Source organism: Enterobacter cloacae complex sp. IR5384 (assembly GCF_049237265.1).
Taxonomy (GTDB): domain Bacteria; phylum Pseudomonadota; class Gammaproteobacteria; order Enterobacterales; family Enterobacteriaceae; genus Enterobacter; species Enterobacter cloacae.
The window spans coordinates 1-15,691 of sequence record NZ_JBMKHJ010000031.1 but is presented as its reverse complement, the minus strand read 5'-3'; the positions used below and the strand labels follow the sequence as shown (position 1 = coordinate 15,691).

The following is a 15,691-nucleotide window of genomic DNA, read 5'->3' as shown; positions in this document are numbered from 1 at the left end:
CTCCCCTCGGGAGAGGGTTAGGGTGAGGGGGATTGTTATTTGCTGTCAGACTTATATTCGTACTCGTAATACCCGTAATCCTGGTACCCGGTCGCACGGCGGAAGATGGAGTTCAGGATCACCCCTTTCACCTCAATGCCATTCTGCTCGAAGCGGCTCAGGCTGGTTTCCACTTCCTTCAGGGTGTTCACCGCATAGCGCGCCACCATCAGCGTGGTTCCCGCCAGGCGACCGACCACGGCCGCATCGGTCACGGCCAGAATTGGTGGTGTATCGATCAGCACCAGGTCATAGTTTTTGCTCGCCCACTCCACCAGCTCGGCAAAGCGGTCGCTCATCAACAGTTCGGATGGGTTTGGCGGCACTTGACCACGTGGGATGAGGTCAAATTTCGGGATGCTGGTCGGTTTTGCGCTCTGGCTAATCTCACCCTTGCCAAGCAGGATTTCCGACAGACCGTTGACGTTATTGGTCCCCAGCAGCTCGTGGGTATAGCCCTTACGCATATCGCAGTCGATCAGCAGCACCCGTTTATTGGTCTGGCTGACCACCGCCGCCAGGTTGGCACAGACAAAGGTCTTACCTATCGACGGGCTGACACCGGTTAACATCAGTACGTTGTTTTTGGCCTGCATCATGGCGAAGTGGAGACTGGTACGCAGGCTGCGCACCGCTTCAATTGCCAGGTCCGTCGGGTTACCCACTGCCAGCAGCTGGCTCTGTTTGTAACGCTTGACGCCTTTGACGCTTTTGACCCGATCATGCGATTTCTGCCATTCGGAGAGCGGGATACTGGCGTAAACGTTGATACCGTTTTCTTCCAGCACCTGGGGGCTTTCGATACCGCGGTTGAACAGCGAGCGCAGCAACACACCAACAATGGAGAGCATCAGGCCGAGGATAATGCTGCCGAGGATAATCAGCGCTTTCTTCGGCTTCAGTACGCCAGGCTGGGTAATGGCCGGGTCAACAATACGCACGTCGCCGACGGTGCTGGCTTCGGTAATCTTCAGCTCCTGCTGTTTGTTCAGCAGCTGCATATAGACCTGCTGGCCGGATTCCACGTCGCGGGTCAGACGCACAATTTCCTGCTGCGTTTTTGGCATCGCGGTGACGCGGTCATTAAGCTTCGCTTTCTCCTCTTCGAGGGTGCGACGTTTTTCCAGCAGCGTGCGATAGGCCGGGTGACGTTTGGTGTAGAGCTTAGAAATTTCCGCCTCTTTGAAGGTCAACTCGTTGAGTTGCGCATCAATATTGACCATCGAATCGAGCACCGATTTCGCTTCCAGCGGCAGATCGACGGAGTCTTTATCCTGACGAAACGCGTTCAGTTTGTTCTCTGCGTCATCCAGACGTGCGCGTACTTCCGGGAGCTGTTTGGCGAGGAAGGCCAGGCTTTTCGCCGCTTCAGCCGACTTGCGTTCGACGTTCTGCTCAAGGTAGTTGCGGGTAATGCTGTTGAGAATTTCGCGGATTTGATCCTTATCTTCACCGGTAAAGGTCATGCTCAGGACACCCGTGTCCTTGCCATTTTCGGTGACCGTCAGGTTATTTTGCAGATTGTTGATCATCCCCAGGGTGGAGAATTTGGTGACGGTAAACTCGCTGCCTTCCTGCGCCTGAATAGCGCTCACCTTCATGCTGACGCCATCTTTTGTCAGCATTTGTCCCACTTCACCGCGCGCGCTGAAGCCTGCGTCGCTGGTCAGCTGATACTGCTTCGGCCCTAGCACTGTCAGGGTAAAGGTTTGATCCGCGCTCCCTTTCGGCAGCACAAAGTCGGTAACTTTTACCGTGTCGTTGCTGTGCCCGGTCAGGCGATCCCAGCCGGCACCAAATATCGGGAAGGTATTTTTGGTGACGGAGATATCAAGCCCCAGATCGTGAACCGTTTTACCCAGCACCAGACGCGACTGGATCAGCTGAATTTCGGCCTCGGAGGCAGGCGGTTTGTTCGCCAGGGCAGAGCCAATATCCTGCACCAGCGAGTTGCCGGTGTTCTGCTCAATCTGCACCAGCGCATCGGCGCTATAGATGGGTGTCGCAAACAGCGTATAGACGATCGCCGCGGCGGCAAACACGGCGGTGATCCCAAGTACCCACCACTTCGCCTCTATGACGGTGCCGACCAGGCGACCAATATCGATTTCATCACTGCCCGAAATCGGGGCGGCAGAAGGTTTTGTTTTTTCTGTCATTGTTATCCCTGCTGAGCTTTCAGTGCCTGCGCCCACTGACGGGCAGACTGGTCAAGTAAGGTATACACCGCCTCAAAGGCCTCACGGCTTTTGCGATAGGGATCGGGGATTTCGCGTTCGTTTTCCCAGTGACCAAACAGCATCACTTTGCCGCGCATCTCCGGTGCGATTTCGCATAGCGAGTGAATATGGCGTTTTTCCATCGTCAGGATCAGGTCATACTCCCGGCACATGCGGCCGGTGACCTGGCGGGCGCAGTGCCCGTCAAGAGAAAGGTTGTGATCGCGGGCCACGCTCGCGGCGCTTTCATCGGCACCTTTACCGACCAGCGCGCCCAGCCCTGCAGAATCGACGGTGAGCTCGGGCTGGTAGTGTTTCAGCAACCGCTCAGCCGTTGGGGAACGGCAAATGTTCCCCACGCATACCACCAGAATTTTATTAAACATCGCGGATTACCAGGTATGAATGTCGCGCGCCGTATCCGTCATGTAGCGAACGCCACTGATGGTTGGCAGCAACTGGTTGATCAGACGGTTCCAGCGGGCAACCGGTGCGGTGGTGACATACACCACGTCATAAGGCTGGAGGCGGAACTCCGTTGCCATTACCAGAGAAGTCGCATCGGACATATCCAGCTGGTAAATATTGGCAATCTTGCCTTTCGCACTGCCCTCGCCTTTCAGCGGACGGATCACGAAGATACCGGTGGCATTAGAGGTGGTGAGATCGATACCCTCTGCATTACCCAGGGCTTCGGTCAGGGTCATGCCGCTGAAGTCCATTTTGAGGGTGCTCTGTTTCTTCACTTCACCCATCACGAAGACTTTCAGATCGTCATTACGCGGTACATACAGAATGTCGCCCGGATAGAGCAGACGGTTCTGCGTCAGGTCGCCGTTTTGCATCAGCGCCTGCAGAGAAATGCGTTGTTCTTTGCCGTTGTGGGTCAGAACGACGTTGCGCCAGTCGGCACCGTCGGTTAAGCCGCCCGCGGCGTTAATGGCGTCCAGCACGGTCAGCGGCACGTTGGTGATGGCCTGCTGGCCAGATTTGTTCACCTGTCCGGAGATATAGGCTTTTTGCGAACGGAATGCGGCGATATTAACGTCCACCTGCGGATCGGCGATGTACTGCGCTAAGCGGCCGGTAATATCACTACGGATTTCGGCAAGGGTTTTCCCGGCAACGTGTACTTTGCCGATATAGGGATAGAACATGGTGCCATCAGACTGCACCCAGTTACCGGTGTCGCTTGAGCTGCGGTATTGGCCCGCTGGCGTGGTCAATTCCGGATGGTCCCACACGGTAACATTAATCACGTCACCCGGACCTACGCGGTACTGGTAGGAGGCAATTTCCTGGTCCAGAGACATATTCGGCTGCGCAACATTTGGACGTGGACGTAATTGTTCGACCAGACGTGGTGTCAGTGGATAAACATTCACCATTTTGTCGAGATCAAAATCAGCATCCTGTTGTTTGATCACATCCTTACCCATTGTTGACATATTGCTGCCGGGAAAGACTGTACAACCACTCATCAAGGTCACAGACACCAATAATGGCATCAATTTCATTTTGGATTTCATCATTGATTATTTATCACTTTGGCAGAGTAATTATCCTGTGCAATTAAATAAGCCGGGTCGATTTGGCTTTCAGCATGCAGTTGTTCAAATAGAAATATAACTGGCATCAGTCCTAAAAAAAGCTTATTCATCCATTGGCTATTGACAGAATAATCGAGGCTGATTCACACGCTTTCAGGCACGCTACCGCCCTTGGCTTTCAGTTACCAATCCACTGACTAAACAATGCGTTATGGATAGACACCCTCTTTGATAAGGCCTTCTGGAAATATATCAGCCGCTTGCGATACACGGCAGATAATGAATAACCATCACTGAAGACCGGAACAATAATAGCAACAAGGAGATTTAACATTTGATGCTGGGAGAATTGTTGCAGCTAACCTAATAGCAGGCAAGGAGACAACTGTCCTAATAACGGTTTTTAAGATTAATATTAAGAGCAAAGTTTTGACGTTTTAGGATTTTCTTTATATTGACAAAATTAAAATAAAAACCATTTATTGCGATATATCCTAAAATGCGTTCGCCGTAATTAAATCTACGTATTTAGCTTATTTACAGATTCCGCATTGTTCTTCCTTTTTGCCGGATCGTATTAAGAGAAATCTCAGCCCGGCATTGCAATTTCCCCTGGCTTTATCCATGATCGAAGTGTGACATTGCTCATATAACAGAAGGTATTGCGATTACTATGGAATGGATTGCCGATCCATCAATCTGGGCCGGGCTGGTTACGCTGGTCGTCATCGAATTAGTGCTCGGTATTGATAACCTGGTCTTTATCGCCATCCTCGCCGAAAAACTCCCCCCGGCGCAGCGCGACCGTGCGCGCGTAACGGGCCTGCTGCTGGCGATGGTGATGCGACTGCTGCTGCTGGCCTCAATCTCCTGGCTGGTGACCCTGACAAAGCCCCTTTTCTCCGTTCACGGCCTGAGCTTTAGCGCGCGTGATTTGATCATGCTCTTCGGCGGGTTGTTCCTGCTGTTTAAAGCCACGGTAGAACTGAACGAGCGGCTCGAAGGCAAAGACAGCGAAAACCCCACCCAGCGGCGTGGGGCTAAATTCTGGCCGGTGGTGGCGCAAATTGTGGTGCTCGATGCGGTCTTCTCCCTGGATTCCGTCATTACCGCCGTCGGGATGGTCGACCATCTGGCGGTGATGATGGCTGCGGTGATCATTGCCATTACGCTGATGGTGATGGCGAGTAAAGCGCTGACCCGGTTTGTGAACAGCCACCCGACCATTGTCATTCTCTGCCTGAGTTTCCTGTTAATGATTGGCTTTAGCCTGGTGGCCGACGGCTTTGGGTTCCACATTCCGAAAGGCTATCTCTACGCCGCCATTGGTTTCTCCGTCATGATTGAGGCGCTTAACCAGCTGGCGATTTTCAACCGCCGCCGCTTCCTCTCGGCAAATCAGACATTACGTCAACGCACCGCCGACACGGTGATGCGCCTGCTCAGCGGGAAGAAAGAAGATGCGGAGCTGGATGCTGAATCTTCCGCGATGCTGGCCGATCACAGTGACGGGCAGATCTTCAACCCGCAGGAACGACTGATGATTGAGCGGGTGCTCAATCTTAACCAGCGCACGGTCAGCAGCATCATGACGTCGCGCCATGACATCGAACATATCGACCTCACCGCCCCGGAAGAGCAGATCCGCGCCCTGCTGGACAGAAACCAGCATACCCGGGTGGTCGTGACGGGGGGTGACGAAGAAGAGGAGCTGCTGGGCGTGGTGCACGTCATTGACCTGCTGCAACAGCAGTTGCACGGTGAGGCACTCAATTTGCGCGCCCTGGTGCGCCAGCCGCTGGTGTTCCCGGAGGGGCTGCAGCTGCTCTCTGCCCTTGAGCAATTCCGTAACGCGCGTACGCACTTTGCCTTTGTGGTGGATGAGTTTGGTTCGGTTGAGGGGCTGGTCACGCTCAGCGACGTGATGGAAACCATCGCCGGTAATTTGCCAAACGAAGTGGATGAAATCGATGCGCGCCACGACATTCAGAAAAACGCGGACGGTTCATGGACGGCCAACGGCCATATGCCGCTTGAAGACCTGGTCCAGTATGTTCCCCTGCCGCTGGATGAAAAGCGCGGGTATCACACCATTGCAGGTCTGCTGATGGAGTATCTGCAGCGCATTCCCCAGCCGGGTGAAGAAGTTCAGGTAGGCGACTATATGCTCAAGACGCTGCAGATTGAAAACCATCGAGTGCAGAAGGTGCAGCTGATACCGCTGCGCGACGAAGACGAGATGGATTTTGAGGTGTAAAAAAGCCGGGTGGCGCTTCGCTTACCCGGCCTACTGTGCCCGGCTTTTGTAGGCCGGGTAAGCGAAGCGCCACCCGGCACAACAGGCATCACAGCTTATCGAGCAGCTTCTTCACATCCTTCCCGTTTTGGGTATCTTTATTGCGATCCGCCCAGTCGTTCAACCGACGTTTGGCTTCATCCTGCAGATGCTTGCGCAGGATCTGATCCACCTGCAGGCTGTAGTTCAGCGACTGCCATTGGCCATATACGCTCAGCGGTACCGGCGTCTCTTTCAGGAAGTCGATCAGCTTACCTTCACCCTGCCAGCCGGACAGCACCTGAACGTTGAAGTGGGTATCTGCCGTCTCTTTTACCAGATCCAGCTTGCCCTCGCCGGTTAATGACAACAGTGAGGAGGTCCCCTGCATGCCGTTCAGAGAGAGCTGCCCATTGTCGAGCGTCAGGTCACTGCTAAAGCTGTCGAGACGCGTGGCGCTGTCGTAATTTTCCTGCGCTTTAACATCGCTGCTACGCTCCACCGCCTGCTGTACCAGCTGCTGGAAGTTGAGCCCTTCCATGCGGGCATCTTTCAGTTCAAGGTGAGCCTGCCCCTGCCAGTCGCGGCGGAAAGCATCAGCATCGATCTTCGTGCCCGAGAAATCCCCCGCCAGCGTCAGTTGACCCGTCATGGAGATGGGGTAGTCAAAGGCTTTCAGGATGGTGCCAATCTCAACGTTGTCGAGACGCGGCTGAAATTCCGCAGTCGAGGCCTCTTTACGCACATCCAGCGTGCCCGGCAGGGAAAGGTGCCCGGCGCCCATTTTGCCGCTCAGTTCGGAGATCACCAGCAAACCGTTCTGGTTGAACATCTGGCTGCTCACGTCGGTGAAATCGATACCGCGCCAGCGCAGGCTGTTGGCCTTCAGCAGAATGTCCGCCGTGAAGCCCCGCAGACCGTTATAGTCCGGCTGATCGAGATTAGACGAGATAACCGGACGCGTCTGTTTCCCCTGGTTTTGCCCGAGCTGCGCGGGATCGTTGTCCGTAGCGCTCGCCGGAGGCGGAGGAAGCAGGTTTTCCAGGTTGAGCTTGTCAAACTGCAGATTGAGCACCCATTTCGGCTTCGCCTCCAGAATGACGCTCGCCTGCCCTTTCAGGCTGCTGTCGTTCGCCTGCAGGTTGAGATTATTCATCTCAAGCTGTTTTAACTCTTCACGCCAGACGGCCTGCATCGTTCCCTGACCGGCAATCCCCTGGGCAGGGAGATCGGCTCCTGTCAGTTGCCAGTTCAGCTGCTGAATGTCGGCGGTAAGCTGGTGCGGATAATCCGACGCATTGACGCTGGCATTCAGAGACAAAGTGAGATCGCGCTGATCGCGGTTGACCCGTCCGCTAAACTCCAGCGAAGCAAGATGGTGCTCATCCTGCTCCATTTTGAGGTTGATATTCCGTACGGTGACCTGCTCATCGTCTTCATGCTGGAAAACCAGCACGCTATCGGCCACCTTCAGTTTGCCAATATCGAATGACCAGCCCGTATCTGACGGTTCATCAGGTAAGGTATTTTCCCGCGGCGCAACCGGCGCATCCGCGTTACGCACGGCTTCAGTTTGTTGCGTCAGCTGAATCACCGCGCCTTTTAACATCACCTGGTTGACCTGCAACAGGTGCGAAAAGAGCGGAACTAACGCCACATCAAGGCGCATGTTATCGGCAGACACCAGGGGCTGAGCAGCCCCCGGCGCGGTTAACGACATGCGGCCAGAGAGAATGCTGAGCTGGGGCCAGACGTGCCAGCGCAGCGGCCCATCCAGCTTCAGTTGATAACCACTGCGGGCTTCGACCTGCCGCACCATATAGGCGCGGAAATCATTCGGGTTAACCAGCAGAACCAACGCTGAAAGGCCAGCAACCAGCACCACCAGCAAAATCATCAGCGTTGTCAGAACTCTTCTCATGGCATCCTCAATGGACTAACGATCAGTCTTTATCAATACGGCTGGCAACCGCACCCTGCTGGTCGCGGTATTTTGCGTCCTGACGGCGGTTGTAAGGACGATCGGCCGGACCCGTCAGCGGTTCAAAGCTCAGCGCACCAATCATCATGCCCGGGCGCAGCGCCAGCGGCAGTTTACCGGCGTTGAAAAACTCCAGCACGATTCGGCCCGACCAGCCTGGATCGATACGGTGCGCGGTCACGTGTACCATCAACCCCAGACGCGCCAGAGAGGAACGGCCATCGAGCCAGCCCACCAGATCCGCGGGCAGCGTCACCGATTCAAAGGTCACCGCCAGCGCCAACTCGCCCGGATGCAGATAAAAGGCCTCGCCTTCGTCGATAACGATTTCGTCACTCATCACGCGATCAAGCGCGGCGCTGACTTCATCCTTCGGCCCGCTAAGGTCGATGAACGGTGCGGTATGGCCGCTGAAGGTGCGGAATTTATTCCCCAGTCGCACATCAACGGTGACACCATTGATACGCTCCACGGGTGGACGTGGGGTAATAGACAGGCGGCCTTCATCCAGCCAGGCTTCTATATCGCGATCACAAAGACGCATGGCACTCTCTCCTTTCGTGCATCGTGCCCTGAGGATAAAGACTCAGGGCAAAGCAGGTTATCTCTGAACGGTACACAATTCGCGCGGCTTATTCAAAAAACTGGCTGATTTTCGCTTTTAAGATATCAATGGCAATGCGGTTTTTGCCTCCGCGCGGCACGATAATATCGGCGTATTGTTTGGATGGTTCAATAAATTGCAGGAACATTGGGCGAACGGTTTTCTGGTACTGCGCCATGACGGAGTCCATTGAACGGCCACGTTCGTTCACGTCACGCTTGATGCGGCGCATCAGGCAGATGTCCAGCGGGGTATCAACAAAGATGGAGAAGTTCATTGACTCGCGCAGACGCGCGTCGGTCAGAAGCAGGATGCCTTCAAGGATAATCACCTTCTTTGGCTCAATGCGAATCGTTTCCTGCGTGCGGGTATGTTCCACGTAACTATAAACAGGCAGTTCAATCGCCTGGCCGCTCTTGAGCGCTTCTAAATGCTGGAACAGCAAGCTGTGATCCATGGCATTAGGATGGTCATAGTTCGTTTTTACGCGCTCTTCCATCGACAGATGGGATTGGTCTTTGTAATAGCTGTCTTCGGGAATGACGCCGATGTGCTCATCACCAACTTGTTCACGCAGTTCGCGGTAAAGCGTACTGGCAATAAGACTTTTACCTGAAGCCGATGCGCCGGCAATGCCTATAATGACGCACTGATGAGACTTATCAGTCATAAATTTAGCGACCTGATTAACCTGGATGTTAAGGAAGGACGACGCCGGAGCGTCAAACGCGGCAATTATAGGGATTTCACGGGCGTGATACCAGTCGAAAGCGCAGGTTATGCGAGACAGGCTGAAAAGTGACGTCATGTTCCCTGAGTGAAATTTTTGCGCGCGTTTTTTCAGCGTTTAACAGGATTTTTTTAAACACTAACTATTTAATAAATCTATGATGTCAAATTATGAGCAGTCGCCATATGAATTGTAAATTGTTTGTACTAGCATAAACCAAATTAGCACATTCACTCGTCCGGACCTTCACTCCCGACGGCATGGCGTCTCTGGATAAAGCGGTAATGAATAAACAACACCAGCGGGTTTTGGTTACCACCCCACATCCTCTTATGCGACTTGTCTGTCTGGGCCTGGTCACCTTTATCTTTACCCTTTTTTCGCTGGAGTTGACCCGCTTCGGCGCGCTGCTGGCTCCGCTCTGGTTTCCCACCGCCATTATGATGGTGGCGTTTTATCGCCACGCCGGAAAAATGTGGCCCGGTATTGCCCTGGCCTGTTCGTTTGGCAATATTCTGGCCTCGTGGATGCTCTTCTCCTGGTCGTCGATTAATCCGACCTATACCGCCATTAACGTAGTGGAAGCGGTAGTTGGTGCGTTATTACTGCGCAAACTGCTCCCCTGGTACAACCCGCTGCAGAATCTGAATGACTGGATCCGCCTGGCCATCGGCAGCGCGCTGATCCCCCCGCTGGTGGGCGGTGTGCTGGTGCATTTACTGATACCCAGCCCGGAGCCGCTGCGTAATTTCCTCGTGTGGGTCTTGTCTGAAGCGGTTGGCGCACTGGCTCTGGTGCCATTAGGGTTACTGTTTAAGCCGCACTATCTCCTGCGCCATCGAGACCCGAAGCTGCTGCTGGAAACGCTGGTAACCATGGCCGTGACGCTGGTCCTTAGCTGGGCGGCCATCGTCTGGCTGCCGTGGCCTTTTACCTGCGTCATTGTTCTGCTGATGTGGAGCGCTGTGCGCCTGCCGCGCATGGAAGCCTTTATGGTGTTTCTGGTCACCGTGATGGTGGTTTCGCTGATGATTGCCCATAACCCGGAGGCATTGACCACGCAGCACACCGGCGCGATGCTGAATGCCCCCTGGCTGCCGTTCCTGATGCTGCTTCTGCCAGCCAACGTCATGACCATGGTGATGTATGCCTTTCGCGCAGAGCGAAAACACATCACTGAAAGTGAAGAGCGTTTTCGTAATGCGATGGAGTATTCCGCCATTGGCATGGCGCTGGTCAGCATTGACGGCCAGTGGCTGCAGGCCAATAAAGCGCTGTGTAACTTTCTCGGTTACAGCCAGACGGAGCTGCAGTCGCTCACCTTCCAGCAGCTAACCTGGCCAGAAGATCTGCACACCGATCTCGAACAGCTTGAACAACTGGTCAACGGGGATATCAACACCTACACCCTTGAGAAACGCTACTACACCCGCAGCGGCGAAGTGGTCTGGGCGCTGCTTGCGGTCTCGGTTGTACGTCATGCCGACGGTTCACCGCTCTATTTCATTGCCCAGATTGAAGATATTAACGATCTGAAGCAGACCGAATGGGTCAATAAACGGCTGATGGAGCGCATTACCCTTGCCAATGAAGCGGGCGGCATTGGCATCTGGGAGTGGGATCTGGAGCCGGACATCATCAGCTGGGATAAGCGGATGTTTGAGCTGTATGAAATCCCGCCGCACATCAAACCTACGTGGCAGCTCTGGCACGATACGATGCTGCCTGAAGATCGCGCCCATGCTGAAAAAGTGCTTCGGGAATCACTCATTTCACGGCTGCCGTTTAAGCTTGAATTCCGTATTCGCGTGAAAGAGGGGGTACGCCATATTCGCTCCCTGGCGAACCGGGTCCTGAACAAACAGGGGGAAGTCGAACGCTTGCTCGGTATCAATATGGACATGACCGAAGTGAAGCAGCTCAATGAGGCCCTGTTCCAGGAAAAAGAGCGTTTGCACATTACCCTCGACTCCATCGGCGAAGCAGTGCTGTGTACCGATGTCGACATGAATGTCACCTTTATGAACCCGGTCGCCGAGAAAATGAGCGGCTGGTTGCAAACCGAGGCCATCGGCCAGCCGGTGCTGAAGGTTCTGCATATCACCTTCGGCGAAAAAGGGCCGCTGATGGAGAATATTCACAGCGGCGATATGTCCCGTTCAGATATCGAGCAGGATGTGGTGCTGAACTGCCGTACCGGCGGCGTTTTTGATATCCATTACAGCATCACCCCACTCAGCACGCTGGACGGGCAGAATATCGGCTCGGTGCTGGTTATTCAGGACGTCACCGAATCGCGCAAAATGTTGCGTCAGCTCAGTTATAGCGCTTCTCACGATGCCCTCACCCATCTGGCAAACCGGGTTAGTTTCGAAAATCACCTCAAGCGGCTGCTGCAAACCGTGCAGGAGACGCGCCAGCGACATGCGCTGGTGTTTATCGATCTTGATCGCTTCAAAGCCGTCAACGATACCGCAGGCCACGCGGCAGGCGACGCCCTGTTGCGGGAGCTTGCGTCCTTGATGCTGACCATGCTGCGCTCCAGCGACGTGCTGGCGCGTCTGGGCGGGGATGAATTCGGGCTGCTGCTACCGGACTGCAATATTGAAAGTGCCCGCTATATTGCGGGTCGGCTGGTCCATACCATCAACGACTATCACTTTATGTGGGAGGGCCGCCTGCACCGGATCGGCGCCAGCGCGGGGATCACGCTGATTGATGAAAATAATCATCAGGCCTCGGAAGTCATGTCCCAGGCCGACATTGCCTGCTACGCCTCGAAAAACAACGGTCGCGGCGTGGTGACGGTGTACGAGCCGCAGCAGGAGCGGGCCCACAGCGCGCGCAGCATGATGTCGCTTGATGAACAGTGGCATATGATCAAAGACAACCATCTGATGATGATCGCCCGCAGCGTGGCCTCCCCGCGCATCCCGGAAAGCTGCAACTTCTGGCTGATTTCGCTGCGCCTGTGGACCAGCCAGGGAGAAGTGCTGGAAGAGCACGCCTTCCGTTCCGGCCTGGCGGAGCCTGAGCTTTTACATGCGCTGGACCGCCGTATATTTAGCGAATTCTTCCGCGCGTATGCCGCTCCGGTTGCCAAAAAAGGCCTCGGGGTCGCCCTTCCCCTGTCCGCCGCGGGTTTAGCCAGCGCCACGCTGATCGACGAATTGCTCGACCTGCTGGATAAAGGACCTTTACCGGGCCGTCTGCTGCATCTGGTCATCGCGATCGACGTTGTGGCAAACCCGGATCCAAACGTCCAGACGGGGCTACAAAAGCTCCGCCACGTTGGCTGCCGCGTGGTGCTCAGCCAGGCGGGACGCAACATGGAGCTCTTTAGCCACCTTGGTGCCAACGTGGCTGATTATCTGATGCTGGACGCCGAAGTGGTGACCAATGTGCACGGCAACCTGATGGATGAGATGATGGTTACCATTATTCAGGGCCATGCTCAGCGTCTGGGGATGCGTACCATCGCCGGTCCGTGTAACCAACCCATCATGATGGATACGCTCTCCGGCATCGGCGTTGATTTTATTTTCGGTGACACCATCGGTGAGCCGCAGCCGCTGGATCTACTGCTGAACACCAGCTATTTCGCCATCAACTGATGGCGTCCAGCCGTCGGTGTACCAGATGTGCAACAGGGCGTAAGAGCGCCACGGCTGCCAGCGCTGGGCGTAGCGGCGAATTTGCGCGGGCGTCATGCCGGCAAAGCGTTGCTTAATCAGGTAGTCATCCGGCAGGAACACATCTTTCGCCTGCCAGCCGCGCAGGGCAAGGTAATTTGCCGTCCAGCGCCCTATCCCCGGCCGCTGCTGTAAGGCTTTCATCCCGGCCTCAATATCCGCAGGCGGGAACAGCGGAAACGTGCCGTCGACCACGGAGCGGGCCAGATGAATCAACGACTCCGCCCGTTTGACCGGCATGCCGAGGGCCTTCAGCGCCAGCGGATCCACCGCAGCCAGCACCTCAGGAGTGGGAAAGCACAGATAGCCCCGCGCATCTTTTACCGGTTCGCCGCACAGGGCAACCACCCGTGAGGCCAGCTTCGCCGCCATCGCCACGCTGACCAGTTGCCCCAGGATCGCCCGCACGCCCTGCTCGTAGGCATCCATCGCCCCCGGTAAGCGCAACCCTGGTCGCGCAGCGCCAAGGTCGCCCAGCGCCTGCTGAATTTGCTGCGGATCGCAGGCAAGATCGAACAGACCTGCGATGCGTTCAAGACAGGTCTGCGCAACCGGGATTAACCCCGGGCTAAGCGTGACGTTGAGCGTATGGGTGTTCAGATCCGGGGTGACGCGAAAGATCCCCTGGTGTCGCTGGCAGGTGAAACTGCGCTCGTAGTAGCGTTCGGTAACCGTCTCGATCCCCTCCACCGCACGCGCGCCAAGAAAGCCAAACATCCATTGCCAGTCGTAAGGGGGTTGCCAGGTCAGGGTATACATTGTCACTCCTTTTTTGTTCACCTCAGCATAAACCGAAAGGCCTTGTTTCGCCTTGCTTTCATATTCCTGTTGTCGCCGGTCGGGCATTCCGCTAAAGTCTCGCCCCTTCTCACTGGCATGGGGATTAATCGTGTTTATTGGATTCGACTACGGTACGGCGAACTGTTCGGTTGCGATTATGCAAAACGGACAACCATTGCTCCTGAAAATGGAAAACGAGAGTACGCTGCTGCCGTCAATGCTCTGCGCACCAACCCGCGAAGCGGTCAGCGAATGGCTGTTCCGCCACCATCAGGTTCCGGCCACGGCGGCGGAATCACAAGCGTTGCTGCGCCGGGCCGTCAGTTTTAACCGCGAAGAAGATATCGACGTCACACCGTCGAGCGTCCAGTTCGGCCTCTCGTCGCTCGGACACTACATTGACGACCCGGAAGAGGTCTACTTCGTTAAATCGCCAAAATCGTTTCTCGGCGCCAGCGGGCTGAAGCCGCAGCAGGTGGCGATGTTTGAAGATCTGGTCTGCGCCATGATGCTGCACATTCGCAATCAGGCGCAAACCCAGGTACCGGAGGCGATCGATCAGGCGGTCATTGGCCGTCCGATCAACTTCCAGGGGCTGGGTGGCGACGAGGCTAACCTGCAGGCGCAGGGGATCCTTGAGCGTGCCGCGCACCGCGCGGGCTTTCGCGACGTGGTATTCCAGTATGAGCCGGTGGCGGCGGGGCTGGATTTTGAAGCCACGCTGACAGAAGAGAAGCGCGTGCTGGTCGTCGACATCGGCGGGGGCACAACCGACTGCTCACTGCTGCTGATGGGGCCGCAGTGGCATAACCGTCGTGACCGCGAAAACAGCCTGCTGGGGCACAGCGGCTGCCGCGTGGGCGGTAACGATCTGGATATCGCGCTCGCCTTTAAGAGTCTGATGCCACTGCTGGGCATGGGTGGGCAAACGGAAAAAGGGATCGCCCTGCCGATCCTGCCCTGGTGGAACGCTATCGCCATCAACGACGTCCCCGCGCAGAGCGATTTTTACAGCAGCGCGAATGGCCGCTTCCTGAACGATATGGTGCGCGATGCCCGGGAGGCCGACAAGGTCGCCCTGCTCTACAAAGTCTGGCGTCAGCGTCTGAGTTATCGCGTGGTGCGTACTGCCGAAGAGAGCAAAATCGCCCTCTCCGATCGCCCGGAGCACGCGGTTTCCTTGCCGTTTATCAGTGAAGATCTGGCAACCGCCATTTCTCAGGAAGGACTGGAAACCGCGCTCGCCCAGCCGCTGCAGCACATTCTGGAACAGGTGCAACTGGCGCTGGAGAACGGCAAAGAGAAGCCGGACGTGATTTACCTGACCGGCGGTAGCGCCCGTTCGCCGCTGATCAAGAAAGCGCTGGCAGAACAACTGCCGGGCATTCCAATTGCCGGCGGCGATGACTTTGGCTCCGTCACGGCGGGGCTGGCGCGCTGGGCGCAGGTGATGTTTAGTTAAATACACAAACTGAGGCCCCTCGATCATCTCGTGGGGCCTCAGTATCGGTATCTATAGTGAGCGACAACGCTCCACTTGCATTGGGTCTGAATTTAGTCTTTTTCTCCTCCATGCAGACCCTATTGCTGCGGAGCCATACTGCTGCATATAGCGATGAAATTCAGCCAGTGCCATAGGTGGCATGAAATAATACCCCTGCAGGAAATCAACCTTATGGGCGATAAGCCATTCGCGTTGACAGGCATACTCCACGTGACCTGCCCCCACGATTAGATACAACACTCAGTTAGTAACGTCGGAATCTTCATTCTCAGAATGACCCTTTCTCCAGCCCGCTGCAAATTCAGACGGTGTCTGAT

The 15,691-nt window shown here is 55.5% G+C and carries 10 protein-coding genes; 3 read left to right on the top strand and 7 right to left on the bottom strand.

All coding sequences use genetic code 11. From position 1 onward, the window contains the following. Positions 1-35 precede the first annotated feature (35 nt). The 3 genes from wzc to ACOTX3_RS20270 are packed head-to-tail and all read right to left on the bottom strand — an operon-like array spanning position 36 to position 3,790. Positions 36-2,198, bottom strand: coding sequence for a tyrosine-protein kinase Wzc (gene wzc / locus ACOTX3_RS20280; RefSeq protein WP_047023873.1), 2,163 nt, complete (start codon positions 2,196-2,198; stop codon positions 36-38). 2 nt (positions 2,199-2,200) lie between these two features. Then, on the bottom strand, positions 2,201-2,644 hold the full coding sequence (wzb, locus tag ACOTX3_RS20275) for a low molecular weight protein-tyrosine-phosphatase Wzb (protein WP_020690185.1): 444 nt from the start codon (positions 2,642-2,644) through the stop codon (positions 2,201-2,203). 6 nt (positions 2,645-2,650) lie between these two features. Continuing rightward, positions 2,651-3,790, bottom strand: coding sequence for a polysaccharide export protein (locus ACOTX3_RS20270; RefSeq protein ID WP_014170829.1), 1,140 nt, complete (start codon positions 3,788-3,790; stop codon positions 2,651-2,653). 691 nt (positions 3,791-4,481) lie between these two features. Here ACOTX3_RS20270 and ACOTX3_RS20265 point away from each other — a divergent pair. Beyond that, positions 4,482-6,065, top strand: coding sequence for a TerC family protein (locus ACOTX3_RS20265; RefSeq protein WP_421631634.1), 1,584 nt, complete (start codon positions 4,482-4,484; stop codon positions 6,063-6,065). Positions 6,066-6,153: 88 nt separating this feature from the next. Here the strand turns inward: ACOTX3_RS20265 and asmA are convergent, their stop codons facing one another. The 3 genes from asmA to udk all read right to left on the bottom strand — a co-directional run bounded on the left by asmA (position 6,154) and on the right by udk (position 9,338). After that, positions 6,154-8,004, bottom strand: a complete 1,851-nt coding sequence (gene asmA, locus ACOTX3_RS20260; RefSeq protein WP_127869215.1) for an outer membrane assembly protein AsmA — start codon at positions 8,002-8,004, stop codon at positions 6,154-6,156. A gap of 22 nt (positions 8,005-8,026) precedes the next feature. Beyond that, entirely contained in the window at positions 8,027-8,608 is a 582-nt protein-coding gene (dcd, locus tag ACOTX3_RS20255; RefSeq protein WP_013097886.1) for a dCTP deaminase, read from the bottom strand. Between the two features lie 88 nt (positions 8,609-8,696). After that, positions 8,697-9,338, bottom strand: a complete 642-nt coding sequence (udk, locus tag ACOTX3_RS20250; RefSeq protein WP_008500855.1) for a uridine kinase — start codon at positions 9,336-9,338, stop codon at positions 8,697-8,699. A gap of 344 nt (positions 9,339-9,682) precedes the next feature. On the opposite strand from udk, the gene ACOTX3_RS20245 reads away from it, so the two are divergent. Then, positions 9,683-13,012 carry a diguanylate cyclase gene (locus ACOTX3_RS20245; protein WP_044159316.1) on the top strand — a complete coding sequence of 1,110 codons (3,330 nt, stop codon included), beginning with the start codon at positions 9,683-9,685 and terminating at the stop codon, positions 13,010-13,012. On the opposite strand, the gene alkA is transcribed toward ACOTX3_RS20245, so the two are convergent. Continuing rightward, complete coding sequence (alkA, locus tag ACOTX3_RS20240; RefSeq protein WP_058678675.1) at positions 12,977-13,849, bottom strand: DNA-3-methyladenine glycosylase 2; 873 nt, start codon at positions 13,847-13,849, stop codon at positions 12,977-12,979. The two genes, ACOTX3_RS20245 and alkA, sit on opposite strands and share 36 nt — an antisense overlap. A gap of 130 nt (positions 13,850-13,979) precedes the next feature. On the opposite strand from alkA, the gene yegD reads away from it, so the two are divergent. Beyond that, on the top strand, positions 13,980-15,332 hold the full coding sequence (gene yegD / locus ACOTX3_RS20235) for a molecular chaperone (RefSeq protein WP_058678674.1): 1,353 nt from the start codon (positions 13,980-13,982) through the stop codon (positions 15,330-15,332). Positions 15,333-15,691: the final 359 nt, after the last annotated feature.